Here is a 17334-nt window from a genome sequence, read left to right as displayed (position 1 = left end):
AGCAGGTTAAAAGTTATGACTTAAAATATTAATATTTATTTTAATAAAAGGTGCGTTTTATACCTAATTATGGGATAAAATACACCTTTTGTTTTTTTGATTTATTGTTAAATAATATATAATTAGTGTATATATAATTTTTATGTAATTATATATAAAGCTAAGCGAAAGGATGTTATTTACGATGAATAGGGAAAAAATAAAACGAATAATTCATGGCTTGGGAGAGTTGTACAACATTAGTAAGATTGAAAAAATGGCTGAAAAAAATTTGTTTATAAGAAGAAAAGGAAAGGTTTCTGCTAAAAGTTTTTTAAACCTATGCACCTTTTTAGGCGAAGATTTATGTTCTTCATCTTTATCGGATTTGTGTGCAAAATTAGAAGCTAATGAAAAGATATCAATTTCACCTCAAGCATTAAGTAAAAGATTTAACAAGGAAGCTGTGAATTTTCTTAAGAAAGTTTTTCATGATATGTTAAATATACAAAATGAAGTTTTAAGAAGTAATGAGTCTTTATTAAAAAGTTGTTTTAATAGGATAACAATAGTTGATTCAACGGGATTTAAATTAGATGATAAGCATGCGGATAAATATAAGGGGTGTGGTATAAAATCATCTGTAAAATTCAATTACAGTATGATTTATTGACTGGTGAATTTATTCATTTCGAGCTCGGAGCTGGCTCAGTTTCAGATGCTACATACCTTTCAACACTTCAAAGCACTATTGAAAAAGGTGATTTGTCTTTAAAAAATTCAGGATATTTTAAAACTGCTGATTTAAAACTTATTGAAGAAAAGGAAGCTTTCTATATTTCTAGACTTAAAGTTAATACTAATCTTTATAAAGAAGAGGAAATCATTGAATATGGATTTAAAGGAAAAGTTACAATAAGAAAAAGGTACTCCTACGTAGATCTTAAATCACTCGCAGAGCCTTTATCAGAAGGCGAAACCTTAGAGTTCAATAACATCCACATAGGAAATACCCTTAAAAATAGTACCAAATGTAGATTAATTTTAACTAAATTAACAGAAGAATGCAAGAGAAAAAAAGAAATTAATAATAAAAAAATGAAAGATAGATGTAAAATAAAAGGTCTTGAACAAAACAAATGGTGGCTTGAATTTAATTGTTACATAACTAATGTACCTTGTGAAATGATATCTATGGAACAAGTACATCTGCTGTACACCCTGCGGTGGCAGGTGGAAATAATGTTTAAAATATGGAAATCTCTTTTTAAAATTCATGAGGTAAAAAAAGCAGGTTTAGAAAGAATTCAATGTTTTATTTATGGTAGATTAATAATGTTATTACTCACTTCAACCATAGTTTTTACAGTACGTAAAATTACTTATTCTACAACAGGTAAAGAATTAAGTGAAATAAAGTCCTTTGGAATTGTTAAGCAATATTTTTATGAACTATACAAAAACATTTTTAAAAGCAAATTAATTTTATATGAAATATTTCAACGCATATCGAGGTCCATTCAACGATATGGTATTAAATCTAAGAAAAATCAGAAAAAAGCAGCTATTAAAATTCTGAAAACCACTAAAATGACCGAAAGTGTATTGTTAAAAATGACAGTTTAATACTGGGGTATAAATACTCATTTTAAACAATTTTACATTTATTCATGAAGGTCTGTTAAGTTTAGCTTAAAACAGCCAAAATCTACGATTAGCGCTTATAACTAAAAAGAATTATCAACAAGTAATACCAATTTGGGCTTAAATAAGCATTTTTATTATTTGGTAGATTATTGAGTTATAAGGTTGATGGCTATGGAGTTATCCCCGGTCCAATGTCCTCAATTTGACCCCTGGTCGGAACAACTATATCTTTTTCTTTATACTGTTTTACATATCTCTTTATTGTACTTGTACTTATCCCAAATATACTTTCTATATCTTCATAACTTAATAATCCACCTTGTTGATAAGCTTTCCAAGCCAACTGATGCACTTTAATCTTTTTTAAATGGCTCAGTCCTTTTTCTTTCTCCAGCTTTTCTTCACCATTAAAATACATTGTTAAATTCACTGGAACAAGCTTGCAGTCTCTTATTCTTTTACCTGCTGGTTCACCAAATGCAACCACTTGCTTAACTATCTGTCCGTTATCCCTAGCTCCGCTTTGTTGATCTTCTTTAAACTGTGCGACCCGCTTAACTAAAGCCTTCGCTTCTATTGGGCTTAACCATACTCTTCGAGTAATTCATTCATTAGCCCTTGGTAGAGGTTCTTTACTTCCATTCTTTCTGCTGCCATTATTCCCATCCGGTAACCCTCCAATTCATTAGCTTTTCGCTAATTTCATTATATCTTACCAGGGGTCACCTGACCTAATAGTATTATACCATAACTAAGGAGGTATAATGTTTTCTAAGGTTTTTAATTCATTCAAGTTAATCTATTTAATTTGGGCATGATTTAAAGGATTCCCCTATTTAGAAATCCCTTTCAATACTATATATTTTTTTCATAGCTTTAAATCTTCCAACTCAACTTCTTCTACTCTAACTTTACTTAAAAAGGTCTAGTTTTGCAGTGCTTCCGCTTCAGTTCCTTTTTAGGCCTTGAAAACCGCTCTGTAAGATTTGTCATTTGCGTACCACCAACAGGTTTCCTTGCTAATTGCTTCGAGAATTGAGGTACTTCTTAATATGCTTATCAAAATCCGATTGTATTAGCTGCGTTTTATTATACTCTTTATATTCATTCAAAGCTTTTTCATCAGCTTCAGTTTTAGAAATTTTACCCTTATCTTTGAGAATCTTATACTCATTGAATTCAAGAAATCTCACCACACTGTTTATAAATTCTTCCATAGTAAATGTTTCTCTATTTTCAATAATATTTTCAATGTAATCAAAAAATGCTGAGATGGTTCTTTCCAACCTTTTGATTTCTGATTCTGTCAGATAGTTCTTTGCAACTTTAACATCCGATGTTAAAACTCTCCCTTCTGGAGCATTTTTCCATGTTAACAATCCCATATGCAGTTCATCCTTGTTTGCTTTCGAATGAATGATTTCAGCTGCTGTTTTACCAGTAATTGCATAATGAAATTTGTTTTGTACTGTTGCATAAAACTCTTTGGTAGCTTCCGATTTAGGATTATAATCAATACTGCACTCAGCAAATATATCTGTAATCTGCTGATATATTCTTCTCTCACTTGCACGTATCGAGCGAATTCTTTCAAGAAGTTCTTTGAAATAGTCATTTTCAAAGACTCTCTCACCTTGTTTTAATCTTTCATCATCCAGGGCAAACCCTTTAATAATATACTCCTTTAAAACCTTTGTTGCCCAAATCCTAAACTGAGTAGCTCTCTTTGAATTCACCCTATAGCCAACTGCTATAATCATATCCAAGTTATAGAACACGACATCTCTCGAAACGTCTCTACTTCCTTCTGTTTGAACTACTCGAAATTTTCGAGTAGTTGCTATTTCCTCTAATTCGCTGCTTTTAAAAATCTCTTTTATATGGTAATTAATGGTATTCGGCTCAACTTGAAATAGCTCTCCAATCAGTTTCTGTGAAAGCCAAAGTGTCTCTTCTTCAAGAAACATCTTTAATTTCACATCTCCATCTACTCCTGTGTAGAGCACAAATTGGTTTATACTTTCCATTAAAACGCCTTCTTTATTTCATAAGATTTAAAACAATTACAATTGTCTTATTATAGCTTATCTACTTTATCTATTTTGCATCTATTAACAATATTAATTAGTTTCCCACCTAACTTTATTATATCCTGTTTTCTTACCTTATGCACTATTTACCTAAAGACTATAATAAATATTCTATAAATATTGTTAGTTCTAAACTTCACGACGAAAAAACCACTGGAACATTTACATATAAATTTCAATGATGACATCCTCATCTAAACATATAGCAAATCCATTTTCAATAAACCATCCTTTCTTCTTAAACCTTTCCATTAATTCACTCTCATTATGTTCTTTTAATAAAAATTTATCTAAGCTTTCACAATAAGCTTTATTGTCCCACAATCCCTCATCATCACAAAGACTACACGAAAGCTCATAGTAGTTATTAACATATAAATAATAATTACAATGGCACTCATTCATAATAATATCGTAAGCTATGGAAAATTTATTATTCACCATATTAAAAATAGCATTTAATACCATATGACTTTCAGTTATATCTAAATCCATATCTTCTTTTATTTTATCTATTAACCTATTAGTTTCTTTATGTTTATACAGCTTAATATCATAATCATCTTTTATACTAAATTCTAAATAGGATTCCTTATAATTATTAGATAGCTTATAACAAAAAATCTTATCAAATGATGTTTCCATCAAATTCTCACTTTGACTCATTAAATCATAAAATGCCTCTTTTTCATTTTCTCCATTAGATATCCCAATAACCTGTAAGTTTTCTATATTTGGTACATCTGATTCTGAATTCGGCATAAATGTGTATCCTTCATCGGTTAGAAATATATAATTATCCATACTATTCTCCTTGTCTTTAAATAATTGATCCGATCTTATCATAAAAATATATATGGATCAACTACTGATTTTAAAAACTAGAATATGCTCATATATATCTATGTAGATATTGATAAACAATTTTAGAAAAACATACTAATTAACTGGGCCCATCCTTCCCAATATTAATTATCCTCTCCATTACCCCTCTAGGCCTTCTATTAAATTCCACCACACTAAAATCATACAAATTCCCATTGCACTCTACATGAATTTCCCTATCACTTATACCTATCCTCATTCCTTCTATAGAAAACCCCTTAATCTCGCTATCCTTATTTATATCCTTCGAAGTTTCCGTTTCAGTCGTAGAACTTATCCTCTTAAGCTCCTGCCATAATCTATATTCTTCTTTAGATTTAATACAAAGCTCCGTAACTATTTCAGCATTATTAAGTAAATACTCCGCAGTGTACATCACCCTTACCACCTGATAGCCTTTTACTTCTATCTTTCTATCTAGCTTCTTCCATTCTTCAATTTTAAAAATATAATAATCCTCTTCAGATTCACTTGGAATGTCCGTTATATATTTCTTAAAGATCCTACAAGAACTGTTCTATCCTTAAAGTACTCATCTTTTATGTAATCCTCTCTTCCTAAGGAATCAAGTGATCTTTCAAATATAGAGTAAGAAGATTCATTTATTAACTTATCTAGAAACTCTCCCATGAGCCCCGTAGCCTTCGGTAGAAATGGAATGCCACCAATGTTTACTTCTTCTATGCTCTTGTAAAAATTATGATTTTTATATTGCAACTCATCTTTAAATGGAAATAATACAAAAGCTCCAAAAACACAGTTGTCATAAGCTCCTGTTTTTTTATTTTTATAGTATCCATACTTATATTCTTTAGGCTTTGATATTTACATACCCCGCTATCCTTTATCAGCTCATGATGAGGCTTTAATAATACTATATTAATAGCTTTGATTAATCTCTCATAAACATAGTTTAATATGCTGTAAAACTCGGTATAGCTATTAGCTCTTTTATTATTTATCTCAGTTTCCAGATAAGTTCTACTTAGAAATCCATAAGCTAGATTATATATCTCCTCGTTAACATCCCTTAGTATTGCTTCATAATCTTCTTTATACTCAATTTTACTTGGTAGAACTTCTATAATTATTTTCATGTGAGGCTTTCCATTGATATTCACATAAAGATCTGAGTAACCAATATCTCCTCTGAAATTTATTATTCCACTTAAGATATTGCCACCTCTACCTGTTGGTGTAACTTTATTTCTTATATTAGGATTTTCATGATAAAATATCGCTGAAATAATACTCCACTCTTGCCAAATTCATTTCATCAAGACGAAGAAAATAAGGTTTATCTAAGTTCTTCATGGCTTCATAGGCAGCCTCAAGAATAACACCTGGAATAAACTTACTTTCTATATTTCTATAACCAAGTAGATCTGTTGCATCTGACCAATCCGGTCTAACAGGTACTAGTTTAAATCTTTCATTATCCTTATTTGCACCAACTGCCTGAGCAAATAATTCTACTATCTTACTCTTCCCAGTGCCTGAAATACCTGAGAGAATAACAAAAGGTTTGGTTTTTAAACTAAGATAAAAATTAGTGATTAATTCTTTTGTATAATAAAAGCCCTTACTTGTTATGTAGTTATGAATATATGTAACTTCCTCATTAATATTATATATAGTTGAAAATTCATTATCTAACTCATCTTCTAATATCACTTCATCCTCTAATTCCTCATCTTCTGGTTTACCCTTTGATTTGGAAATAAGATCAAGAATAAAAGTATCTATTTTATCACCCTTATAGAAATCTATGTATTCTTGATATTGCTCTGGAATTGTCGTAGGTTTCTTATCATTTTCTTTTTCATATTGAACAATGTAATCATAGCTTACTTCTAGTTTTTCTTTTAAAAGTTCAAGTAATGCTTTATTACTGTATCTTAGCTGTACTGTAATTCCAGATCGGCCTTTAGAACTTGGCCATAAAACTACTGCTGGAAACTCTTTGTTGTTTATAAATAACTTTACTTTTATGCTTTTCCCAAAAGTTAGCTTATCTGATAAATTATCCAGAAAAATCTTATGATATCTAAGCGGTATTGTAGTTCCATATTTAAAAGTACTCTTATCTGTAGTTTTTCTTACTAAAAAGTCCTCATTTTCTCTAGTTATTTCAATCCATGAACCATGTTGTTTTTCTCCATTTATTACACCTACTTTATTTTAGCATATGGTAATTATACCATAATTAAGGAGGCATAATTTTTCCTGTAGTTTTTAATTCATTCAAGTTAATCGATTTAATTTGGGCATAATTTAAGGTATTCGTATATTTGGAAATACATTTCAATACTTTCTATTCTTTTTATAGCTTTAAATTTTCCAACTTAACTTCTTTTACTCTAGCTTTACATAAAAAGTTCTATTTTCACAACGCTTCCGCTTCATTTCCTTTTTAGGCGTTGAAAACCTCTCTGTAAGGATTAATTGAAATTTAGATCTTTGTTAATCATTATCTTTCGACAAAACCACCCAGATAGCAGGTAGCATTGTGAAGGAAGGATGACTGAACTTGCTTTTATTCTTTTTCCAAGGTGTGGCTAACTAAGTTCTAATGAAACTATCTATTTTTTCTAATCTACCTTTATTACCTTGTCCTTAATATCCTCCGGACAATATCATACAGAACTTGCAATTATAAAAGCACAATTGCTAAATAACAAGGATCATAATTTAAATGTACCTTATGTTCCAGGGGCTAATTTTTCAAGATAGATATAAATAAAAATAATGGCAATAAATTAATGTGTTAAGTTGAATTAAAATAATTTAAAATTCTCTACTAACTTTAGAATAAATTTCAATCCCATCCCTAGCAATTTGTTTTTCTATATTTTCATTTAATGAATTTAGAAAAACAATATCACAAGAATATATTCCTATTACATCATTAATTTCCTCTACAATAGTCCCTTTGCTTTTACCTATATAACTTACACATAAGTCTATATCTGAATTTATATTTTCTGTTCCTTTTGCTCTTGACCCAAATATTATTACTTTCTCTATATTATTATTATTCAGGAAATAATTAATCAAGCTTTTATATACTTTTTTATCTATTCCATACATATCATATTACCACTTTTGAAAGGTTACTTAATAGATCTTCTATCGCACCTGTATAATCACTAATTATCTTATTTTTAATTTCTTCATAATCTTGCTCATCATAAATATGAGATGTAGAATTTCTTGATAATAGAATATCGTTCCAAATTTCTATATCATTAATTAATCCTTCCTTGAATGCTTGTTTATAACACCCTCTTGGATTATTTATCTCTAAACCAGATGATTTAAATATCTTAGAAAGTAACTTCCAAGTTAAGTCTTCTAGTGTTTCATACTTTTTAATAATTGAATCTCTATATACTTCCATGGTTATATCATCCGGGGTTTTTATATTATTAAAATTATCTGTGATATTCTTTAAATGAACTAACATTCTATATGCATAATTATATGTTAATTTTATCGATTCATCATATTTATCTAGTATTCCCATAATATTTGATCACCCTTTCTAAGTTATATATATCTATTATTTTACCATATATAATAACATTTAAAACTAAAATACTTAAAAATAAGGCTATATTTAATTTTCTAGACCTCCAAGGTGTTAGAATGTAACGGATGGACCCTTTTGCTTACATTTTAAGGTCTTACCCTATGCAAAATAAGCACCAATAACATACTGATGCTCATTCTAAATTCCAACTAATCGTTATACTATTTTTCCCAAGTCACAGTTACCCTAGTGTCCCAGTGTCCCTTAAAAAACGAAAAAAAATGGAAACAGTTTCTTCTTTCTAATGCTAATCGAACTTCTTTAACATACAAAAGAGAACCATCAATTCTGACGATTCTCTTTTATCTCACTGCTTTCAATTTTGATATATCATTCCAATTTTTAGATGTTATCATTTCTACTGCTGTAATATCTTCTCTAATTCCTCTAACTTCACCCTCAACTCTTGCAACTGAATAATTAACCTTATCTATTTCTGCTTTATGAATCTCACTTGCATGTTCTAACGCTCTTAATATTTGTGTATGTTCATCAAGTTTGTTATTAATAGATTTAAGTATTTCTAAAATTTCATTATCCATTTTTTCACCACCTATATTTATATATATATTATCATTAATCTGATTTTATTTCAATATAAATCAACTTTGCTTAAAAAATAAGCACCAGTAGCCATTACTTTAGCCACTGATGCTCATTCTAAATTTCAACTAATCATTATACTATTTTTCCCAAGTCACAGTTTAATTTATTTATTGAAAGCAAAAATTTTAAAATTGTTATTGAAGTTAAAGTGGATGCAAATGATGGATTGTTTTTAATCATAATATTAGAACCGTGATATAAAATCATTGTATAGTACCCCCATTTTTCTTAGATACTATTACCATATCATCTATAGCATCTTCAATACTCAAAGTATGCTCTATCTCATAGTTATTCAACAAAAAATTAATAGCTTTATGCTTATTAAGATAATTAAAAGCTTCTTGACCATTTATATTTAATCTATCTGCAAATTCATTAACGCACACTACCATATATCTAACTACATTTAAATCTCTTTCCATTAGCATCTTAATCACTCCCCACTATTAAGCTATCTACTATATTATATCCAAATAAGCATTTTTAAGCAACAAAGCTTTGATTCCTTTATAGCTGCCATAATTGGATTAAATGAAATTATTAGTACTGATATCTATGATTTAGCAGAATACATAAACAGAACAGCCAGAGGAAATATCTTCGACTGGTGTATAAAATGTGGCAGGACTGATCTTTTTGAGGTTTGGACTTCAGACATAACAAAAATTATTGCAATGAAATAAATTATTCTTATTTTATAGAATTATGGTATACATCAAAATAAGCACTAATAGCTATTTCTTCAATCACTTATGCTTTCTCTAAATTCTAACTAAACAATTTACACATTAATATTCTTTAGTAGTTCTACAATTTTAAACCACCAGATAGCGGGTTACATAGGGATGTAGCTTACACCCACTTCTGCAAGAATAGCTTTAGCTAATACTTTAATAATCTCACTTCTTTTACTATCAAAAACCTTATTATCATTTGTGTTATCAATAAATCCAATCTCAACTAGTACCGCTGAGGACTTGGTTTCTCTTAACACATGAAAGTTAGCCGCCTTTACTCCTCTGTTTACAAAACCCATAGTTACAAGTGAAGCTTGTATCCTTTTTGCTAACCCTTTAGACTTTGCACCTGGATTTAAGTAAGTGTAGGTTTCAGCTCCTTTAGCTTGTTCAGGAAGATACGCATTTCTGTGAAAGGATATGAAAAAATCATATGTGCTTCTATTTTCAAAATTGCTTCTATCTCTAAGGCTTATCGTCGCATCACTAGTTCTTATTTCATCTACAATAATTCCATGCCTTCTAATATCTGAAGCTATAGCTCTACCTAAACTTAAAACATCATTAGATTCTTTTCTTCCATTGTATAAGGCCCCACTATCTTCTCCACCATGTCCATAATCAAAACATAACCTAACCATTATTCTCTTCCTCCTTATTTAAATGTTTAAGCAGAAAAATAGTGCCCTCGCAGGCACTATCTCCCTAAGCTAATTCAACGTTACTAGTGTCTGTAGTAACTACCTTGGCGTCTTTTTTACCAATTAAGCTACCATTAGCTGATGCAAAAATATTCTTTGCAATTACTAAATCCATAAGAGCATTTGCCTCCGCATTTGTTACAGTTGAAGCTCCAGACGCATCAGCTTTAATGTCATCTACAGTTAAAGTAAAATATTTACCTTCTGTAGCTGTTAAAAATCTCATTACTAATTTATGCATATGCCTTTTCCTCCTTTAAATTATTTGGATAACAACTCTAAGTTCTCTACTTTCACTTCTGAGCTAAAACCTACTCAGTAACTAAGCTGTACTGGTCTTCCCTGTCTAGGCCAAACAATGGATAAGTTTTGATATTAGAGATTGCTTGTCCTACAGCAAAAATGTCCGCGTCTGATGCAGCAACTTTTAGATTACTTAATCTTTTTGTTGCATATTTGTCTTTGCCTTTGATGTCAATGCCTACCTTCATAGTAAGCTTTAGAGCACTGGCTACCTTTGTTGATACTACTGCCATGTTGATCACTCCTTTCTTTCATTTTGTTTTCATTGAATATATATGCCGCTAGAAAGTTTTGTACGGAATTTTAAAAAATATATAAACCTACATTAAGGACCGGAGTTTCTCTAGTGCCTTTCTCTTCATTCGTGCAAATTAGTGGTAGCCTTTATCCATATCACAGGCTATTTCTCCTATTGGCTGCTCCAGTGATGTAGTATCAATACCATAACTAATTTGATCTTGATATGTTTTAAGGGATTCCCATATTCGGCAATCCCTTTTTTATAGTTGAAGGTTTAAGAAACAAACGATAATATGTTAAGTTTTACTACATTGCTATTAAAATAAAAAAGAGCCCTAAATGCGACTCTTTAAATTGTAATTTTAGCATGTTCTATGCAGTCTCTGTTCTTTTAGCATTTCTTTAGCAATTTTGCTCATTTTTTTATACTTATTATTATTATTATTATTATTATTATTATTATTAGCTAATATGAAATTGCTAAGTCTTGCTTAGATATATTTGGATTAGATTCATTAATCTTCATACCTTCTTTTAATAATTCTTTTGTACTTATATTACATTTTTCTAAAACCTGTTGTGTTATTTTTTCAGTGTTTTTATTAATAAAAACATTTGTCATACTATTACTAGAAACAATTTCTTTAGTTGTTAAATCTTTTATTTGTTTGTCGTAAGTAACTTGTAATTCATTCACCTGTTCAACTAATTTATTGCTTATCTCATTCAAATTTATTCCTTCTTAAGAACATTTTAATGTATATGTTTTATAGTCATTTAAATTCTCCCACTCATTAGATAGTTGCACATAACTAAATCATATTATAAGATCTTCATCGTCATTTTCAAATGCACTTGCAATTTGTGCAAGGCCTTTTAAAGGGCTTTCTTTAACTATTTTTTCAATACTATCTAGCGCAGCAATAACGATATTGTCGCTACCCTCATCTAATGCTTTTTCAATAAGATTAAACATCTTTTCAATAGTGTCTTTTCTAATGCTATATTCTTCTTCAAATGCTTTCGATAAAAATTCTTTTTTTGCATCTAATGTTTTTAGATATTTAATCATATCATTTTCTATTACTTTTCTTTTAGTTGTTTCTTGCTCTTTTGTGATTTCATATTCTTTTTTACTTTGAATCAAAACTTTTAATACATTTCCAAGATCCTTAGAATTCAATTTATCTGCGTTAGAGCTTATCTTTTTCTCATTTGATTTTGATATATCCTTTGATTTTAATATCTCCATTTGTTATACTCCTATAATTTTTTTATCATTATTTATACTTTGTAGGATGTCTCCAGATTCTTTAGTAATATTATTATTTGAATCAAGCACTTTAACAGAAATTATATCTTTCATTTTTCTTAAAAAATATGCTGACATCTTTATTATTGACTTATCCCCCATAGAGCACTCTTTATAATTGACTTTGCCCTCTGAATTTTTATTTCTATCATACGCATTTTTTAGTTTAGGGAAGATTTTCAACCTATAAATAGTTACTACACGAATAATTGTAGACTCTATTTCACTTAATCTCTTATCAACACCATTCTGTAAAAATAGAATCATAGCTTCCATATTTCCAGCTTCCTTACGAACAATTGAGTAATATTTACTTGCTTCTGTCAGCGTCTCTTCCGATTTTTTAGCATATTGAAGAGACAATATCATAGCTGTAGGAACAACAGTAAGTCCACCTAATACAGTAGATCCTAAAGCAATACCACCTCCACCTGCTTGTAAAGATCCTCCTCCAAGGGCTGCTAAAGTTGCTTTTTTTGCTGCCGCTCCACTCAATGAAGAAATTGCTGTTCCAGTTGACGAAACACCAAATGTGCTCATAAACCCAAAGCTACCACCTGCTGCTGCTTTCATAAATGACGCTCCATTAACAGTCTGACTTAATACTTCTCTTGTTTTAATTGAGTTGTTTTGTATTTCATTAATTTCATTTTTTTCAAATAGATAAGTAATGTCTTTTTCAGTAAAATCTACTTCTGTTTCTTTTGGGATTTTTATATTCTTTATTATTTGAATTGATTCTTCTATATCTTTTGAATATATTTCCATTTTATATAAATTTAATTTATCTATCTTTAAACTAGTTGCTTTTTTAGACTCTTCTAATTTAGCTGATTTTTTACTATATATTGATTTTGCTCTGTCTATTTTTTCTTTTGCTTCGCTCATATTAGAAAAACCTTCGCCTGCAGTTATACCACTATAAGTTAATCCTGCACCAATTACTGCAGATACACCTCCTGTACCAATTATACCGACTGTTGACGTAACTGCTCCAGCAGCAGCTCCGGCTATGGCTGTACCTGCTGCTGTGCCGGCTACCACTGTACCGGCAGCTGTAGCCGCTGTTGCCACTGCCGTTGCGGCTCCAACAACTGCTCCACCTACCGCGGTGCTTGCTGCTGCAGTGCCCACTGCTGCAGCTGCTGTCCCTACCGCGGCTGCAGCTCCAATAACTGCTCCACCTACTGCCGTACTCGCAGCTGCAGCTGCTGCTACAGCTCCAGCTGCAGCTACAGCCGGTAAAACTATCGGTGCAGCAATAACAGCTACCGCTCCACCCACTACACATCCTACTACTTTCCAGAACCCCATAATTTAGTCCTCCATCACAATTAAATTATCACCACGCTCAGCCCACTGTATTCCCTCAAATGCCCAGTCTTCTATTTGTTTTATTTTATAATCGCTTACACCTAGTTTTTGTCCCATTCTATAAATCATATCTTTTTCTGCTTGAGAATATATACCGTCGACATAACATATTTGAATTCCTTCTCTAATAAAAAATAATGATTGCTTTATGTTATCAAATTCAATATCCGAATTAATTTCTGTAGAATAAATAAGTTTTTCTATGTTTACTCTTTCTTCTTGTGATATATTTAAAGTTTGCATTGCGCCTTTTAATGATTCCATTTCTTCAGGACTAATTTCATTTGTTCCTTCAAAAATTTCCTGTGACTTAGATAGGTACACTAATCCTTTCATAAAATTCACTCTGGACTTTTCTGTTGTTAACACATCAAACACGTTTATCAATATAAATCCCCCTATTTTTATATAATTTATGTATGCTAAGTATTTTTCAAATTATTTCTAATACTTTATCGTCTATTTCTTTCTAAACTTTAATTCTTAACAATTAGGGTGGCCGTATAGTAACAAAACAGAAACAGAGTTAACCTATACTATTAATTCCGCCTTTAGCTTATTTTTACATACATGTAAAAATAAACACCCCAGGGGTATTTTTGAAGGCGGAACGACTGAGATTGCTACTCCCATCTACATTCCAATATGGATAGATTAAAATATTCTTTATTTTACCATATATCTTATATCTTTTAAAATCTACATTCCAATATGGATAGATTAAAATAAGACGCAAAGGTCAAAGAAGTTATTGAAATTCTTCATCTACATTCCAATATGGATAGATTAAAATGATTATTTGATGGTGCATTTGCGCACTTTGTGCTGCATCTACATTCCAATATGGATAGATTAAAATTATTCCTACACCACTTATTGACAATCGAATTAACACATCTACATTCCAATATGGATAGATTAAAATCAAAACTTAGTTCCGAAGACTTTGAACTTATCTTCCATCTACATTCCAATATGGATAGATTAAAATTATTTGTTTTATCTGCTGGAATAACTTTACTTCCTGAATCTACATTCCAATATGGATAGATTAAAATATAAGAGCAATTACTTCAATTTCAGTAATTGTTGGAATCTACATTCCAATATGGATAGATTAAAATTTTTATAATTGCGTGTGTCTAGTCTAATTTTTTCTATATCTACATTCCAATATGGATAGATTAAAATACACTATACTAAATATGTATTTAGTTCCATGTTTTTAATCTACATTCCAATATGGATAGATTAAAATTTTTAATTTAATTGATATAGAATGGCTGCATGCTGATCTACATTCCAATATGGATAGATTAAAATAAGTTTTGATGGGTTAGATTATGTTTGCTTATTAAAATCTACATTCCAATATGGATAGATTAAAATACCATGCAGAAATTAGAAGATGCAAAACCTATTTTAAATCTACATTCCAATATGGATAGATTAAAATAAAATAAGTAATATAAGACTTCAATACACAGAAAATATCTACATTCCAATATGGATAGATTAAAATACTATATTACATACAACAACATACATCACTACTACCCATCTACATTCCAATATGGATAGATTAAAATAATTATTCTCTAATTCATATTCATTAATATATTCTTATCTACATTCCAATATGGATAGATTAAAATTTAATCATATAATTAATTAAAATATATTTACAAATATCTACATTCCAATATGGATAGATTAAAATATTATTAAATGACTTTGATTTTATTAATGGAACTGGATCTACATTCCAATATGGATAGATTAAAATTTAAAACCTTAAACGTTGTTGTAGTAGATTGCGTTTATCTACATTCCAATATGGATAGATTAAAATACCACCTAAAGGGTATGGACCAATTCACGAAGCTTAATCTACATTCCAATATGGATAGATTAAAATAAGACCATATACGGTACTTAGCTTATGCATTTACTTATCTACATTCCAATATGGATAGATTAAAATACTAATTATACTAACATCCTGTTACATGAGCTTATAATCTACATTCCAATATGGATAGATTAAAATCTACCGTTGTACCGATACCAACATTGCCTGTGAAAATCTACATTCCAATATGGATAGATTAAAATTCGCAACTTTAATATATTAGAGTGTGCAGGATATAAATCTACATTCCAATATGGATAGATTAAAATAAGAAACAATTATGTAGTTATAAATACTATGTGTAAATCTACATTCCAATATGGATAGATTAAAATATCTGCTAAAAAGGTAGTTTACATATTAAAAATATAATCTACATTCCAATATGGATAGATTAAAATGAAATATGGAGTTTAGGTGAATTGGTTTATGGAGTATCTACATTCCAATATGGATAGATTAAAATCTAATCGTTCAACCATGTAAGGGTTTGAATTTATAAAATCTACATTCCAATATGGATAGATTAAAATAAGAAGCTATTTCCTGCGATGGAAGAGGTCACTTCAATCTACATTCCAATATGGATAGATTAAAATTACTTGACCAATATGGAGACGACAACGCCTCATGCTTATCTACATTCCAATATGGATAGATTAAAATACTCCCACTCCCTCTATACTGAACTTTCATTCTTCGATCTACATTCCAATATGGATAGATTAAAATAGGATTAAGATTTGTATATCGTCAGCAAGGAAAAGAATCTACATTCCAATATGGATAGATTAAAATACTTATACAATTAATTACTACTCACTCAACTGCGGCATCTACATTCCAATATGGATAGATTAAAATTCTAAAATCTTTGATATTGATAGTATATATTTCTTAAATCTACATTCCAATATGGATAGATTAAAATTAAGTTGTCGAAAGGAGGTAATTATGGATATTAAACATCTACATTCCAATATGGATAGATTAAAATTAACGACAGAAACGCAAACTATGATATAATCTTAGATCTACATTCCAATATGGATAGATTAAAATTATTCAGCAGCCAGGAAGACAGCTCATGAAAACTCTATCTACATTCCAATATGGATAGATTAAAATGTTTATAAGTTAGTTCGCATTCGCTGACAAATCCGTATCTACATTCCAATATGGATAGATTAAAATGGAACTTAGAAAAGAGTTTTTAAGATTACACATTGATCTACATTCCAATATGGATAGATTAAAATTATTACTATTGCTGGAATAAAAGAAGCATTAACTAAATCTACATTCCAATATGGATAGATTAAAATCTTAGCAGCTGCAGTTATGATCCCTTGGCATGAGGTATCTACATTCCAATATGGATAGATTAAAATGGTAAATTCAATGATTTATGTGAGGATTTAGACAAGATCTACATTCCAATATGGATAGATTAAAATAATGAAAACATTAATTGATGGTATTTATACTTCATAATCTACATTCCAATATGGATAGATTAAAATCATTTGAGGGGTTTGAATCTCATGTAAGAAACGACAATCTACATTCCAATATGGATAGATTAAAATCTTTACTGTTGCCCTTAAATGCTATTATGCTTTTATAATCTACATTCCAATATGGATAGATTAAAATTAATCTGCCATTAACATACTTAAACATTCCGTTACTATCTACATTCCAATATGGATAGATTAAAATTTGTAAAGATGATCTATTGTTAATCATCTACATTCCAATATGGATAGATTAAAATGTGGGCCTAGTATTGATATAAAACCAATTAGTTTTGATCTACATTCCAATATGGATAGATTAAAATTGAGTTCTTTTAATCTCATTGTAGTGCGTCAAAATATAGCTTTATGTAACTGCATTCCTAAGTCAAATTATAACTATAATACTATTAATTATCTAGTGGTTATTTGCTTT

At 29.8% G+C, this 17334-nt stretch carries 20 protein-coding genes, 1 pseudogene and 1 CRISPR repeat array; of the genes and pseudogenes, 2 read left to right on the top strand and 19 right to left on the bottom strand.

Annotation, left to right across the window (positions count from 1 at the left end; all coding sequences use genetic code 11):
• Window positions 1-184 precede the first annotated feature (184 nt).
• Both KPL51_RS17475 and KPL51_RS17470 read left to right on the top strand, forming a co-directional pair.
• Entirely contained in the window at window positions 185-652 is a 468-nt protein-coding gene (locus KPL51_RS17475) for a hypothetical protein (protein ID WP_216164126.1), read from the top strand.
• Entirely contained in the window at window positions 649-1605 is a 957-nt protein-coding gene (locus tag KPL51_RS17470) for an IS4 family transposase (RefSeq protein WP_216164124.1), read from the top strand. The genes KPL51_RS17475 and KPL51_RS17470 overlap by 4 nt, the downstream gene beginning before the upstream one ends.
• A 190-nt stretch (window positions 1606-1795) precedes the next feature.
• Here KPL51_RS17470 and KPL51_RS17465 read toward each other — a convergent pair whose 3' ends face one another.
• The 19 genes and pseudogenes from KPL51_RS17465 to KPL51_RS17380 all read right to left on the bottom strand — a co-directional run bounded on the left by KPL51_RS17465 (window position 1796) and on the right by KPL51_RS17380 (window position 13856).
• Window positions 1796-2203: a DUF1670 domain-containing protein gene (locus KPL51_RS17465; RefSeq protein WP_224853811.1), complete on the bottom strand. Its 408-nt coding sequence runs from the start codon at window positions 2201-2203 to the stop codon at window positions 1796-1798.
• A 442-nt stretch (window positions 2204-2645) separates the two neighbouring features.
• Window positions 2646-3653 carry a virulence RhuM family protein gene (locus KPL51_RS17460; protein ID WP_216164122.1) on the bottom strand — a complete coding sequence of 336 codons (1008 nt, stop codon included), beginning with the start codon at window positions 3651-3653 and terminating at the stop codon, window positions 2646-2648.
• Window positions 3654-3878: 225 nt separating this feature from the next.
• Window positions 3879-4520, bottom strand: a complete 642-nt coding sequence (locus KPL51_RS17455; protein WP_216164120.1) for a hypothetical protein — start codon at window positions 4518-4520, stop codon at window positions 3879-3881.
• A 139-nt stretch (window positions 4521-4659) separates the two neighbouring features.
• Window positions 4660-4980 carry a hypothetical protein gene (locus KPL51_RS17450; RefSeq protein WP_216164118.1) on the bottom strand — a complete coding sequence of 107 codons (321 nt, stop codon included), beginning with the start codon at window positions 4978-4980 and terminating at the stop codon, window positions 4660-4662.
• 104 nt (window positions 4981-5084) lie between these two features.
• On the bottom strand, window positions 5085-5318 hold the full coding sequence (locus KPL51_RS17445; protein WP_216164280.1) for a hypothetical protein: 234 nt from the start codon (window positions 5316-5318) through the stop codon (window positions 5085-5087).
• Window positions 5282-5761: a DUF2357 domain-containing protein gene (locus tag KPL51_RS17440; protein WP_224853808.1), complete on the bottom strand. Its 480-nt coding sequence runs from the start codon at window positions 5759-5761 to the stop codon at window positions 5282-5284. The genes KPL51_RS17445 and KPL51_RS17440 overlap by 37 nt, the downstream gene beginning before the upstream one ends.
• A 64-nt stretch (window positions 5762-5825) precedes the next feature.
• A complete protein-coding gene (locus KPL51_RS24365; RefSeq protein ID WP_224853742.1) occupies window positions 5826-6275 on the bottom strand; it encodes an AAA family ATPase in 450 nt (149 codons plus the stop codon).
• A gap of 1113 nt (window positions 6276-7388) precedes the next feature.
• Window positions 7389-7691, bottom strand: coding sequence for a nucleotidyltransferase family protein (locus KPL51_RS17430; RefSeq protein ID WP_216164116.1), 303 nt, complete (start codon window positions 7689-7691; stop codon window positions 7389-7391).
• A 1-nt stretch (window position 7692) separates the two neighbouring features.
• Window positions 7693-8130 (bottom strand): HI0074 family nucleotidyltransferase substrate-binding subunit, encoded by a 438-nt coding sequence (locus tag KPL51_RS17425; RefSeq protein ID WP_216164252.1) that lies wholly within the window; start codon window positions 8128-8130, stop codon window positions 7693-7695.
• A gap of 365 nt (window positions 8131-8495) precedes the next feature.
• Window positions 8496-8735 carry a hypothetical protein gene (locus tag KPL51_RS17420; RefSeq protein ID WP_216164114.1) on the bottom strand — a complete coding sequence of 80 codons (240 nt, stop codon included), beginning with the start codon at window positions 8733-8735 and terminating at the stop codon, window positions 8496-8498.
• A 136-nt stretch (window positions 8736-8871) separates the two neighbouring features.
• Window positions 8872-9006, bottom strand: coding sequence for a hypothetical protein (locus KPL51_RS24110; RefSeq protein WP_263628216.1), 135 nt, complete (start codon window positions 9004-9006; stop codon window positions 8872-8874).
• A complete protein-coding gene (locus KPL51_RS17415; RefSeq protein ID WP_224853736.1) occupies window positions 9003-9230 on the bottom strand; it encodes a DUF3791 domain-containing protein in 228 nt (75 codons plus the stop codon). Before KPL51_RS17415 ends, KPL51_RS24110 begins: the two co-directional genes overlap by 4 nt.
• 419 nt (window positions 9231-9649) lie before the next feature.
• A pseudogene (locus tag KPL51_RS17410) lies at window positions 9650-10180 on the bottom strand (N-acetylmuramoyl-L-alanine amidase family protein); the annotation flags it as partial.
• A gap of 64 nt (window positions 10181-10244) precedes the next feature.
• The gene (locus tag KPL51_RS17405; protein WP_216164109.1) at window positions 10245-10481 is read right to left on the bottom strand and encodes a DUF2922 domain-containing protein; all 237 of its coding nucleotides are present in this window, start codon (window positions 10479-10481) and stop codon (window positions 10245-10247) included.
• 70 nt (window positions 10482-10551) lie between these two features.
• A complete protein-coding gene (locus KPL51_RS17400) occupies window positions 10552-10776 on the bottom strand; it encodes a DUF1659 domain-containing protein (RefSeq protein ID WP_216164107.1) in 225 nt (74 codons plus the stop codon).
• A 473-nt stretch (window positions 10777-11249) separates the two neighbouring features.
• Entirely contained in the window at window positions 11250-11513 is a 264-nt protein-coding gene (locus KPL51_RS17395) for a hypothetical protein (protein WP_216164105.1), read from the bottom strand.
• Between the two features lie 87 nt (window positions 11514-11600).
• Complete coding sequence (locus KPL51_RS17390) at window positions 11601-12035, bottom strand: hypothetical protein (protein WP_216164103.1); 435 nt, start codon at window positions 12033-12035, stop codon at window positions 11601-11603.
• Window positions 12036-12038: 3 nt separating this feature from the next.
• Window positions 12039-13409: a hypothetical protein gene (locus tag KPL51_RS17385; RefSeq protein WP_216164100.1), complete on the bottom strand. Its 1371-nt coding sequence runs from the start codon at window positions 13407-13409 to the stop codon at window positions 12039-12041.
• Window positions 13410-13412: 3 nt separating this feature from the next.
• Window positions 13413-13856 carry a tellurite resistance TerB family protein gene (locus KPL51_RS17380; RefSeq protein ID WP_216164098.1) on the bottom strand — a complete coding sequence of 148 codons (444 nt, stop codon included), beginning with the start codon at window positions 13854-13856 and terminating at the stop codon, window positions 13413-13415.
• 244 nt (window positions 13857-14100) lie between these two features.
• Window positions 14101-17224: direct repeats of the CRISPR family, unit length 30 nt; unit sequence ATCTACATTCCAATATGGATAGATTAAAAT.
• Window positions 17225-17334: the final 110 nt, after the last annotated feature.

Origin of the sequence: Clostridium bowmanii (assembly GCF_018861315.1) — a bacterium.
GTDB classification, from domain to species: Bacteria; Bacillota; Clostridia; order Clostridiales; family Clostridiaceae; genus Clostridium_AD; species Clostridium_AD bowmanii.
The sequence above is the reverse complement of the archived record's forward strand: the minus strand, read 5'-3'. Positions and strand labels throughout refer to the sequence as shown.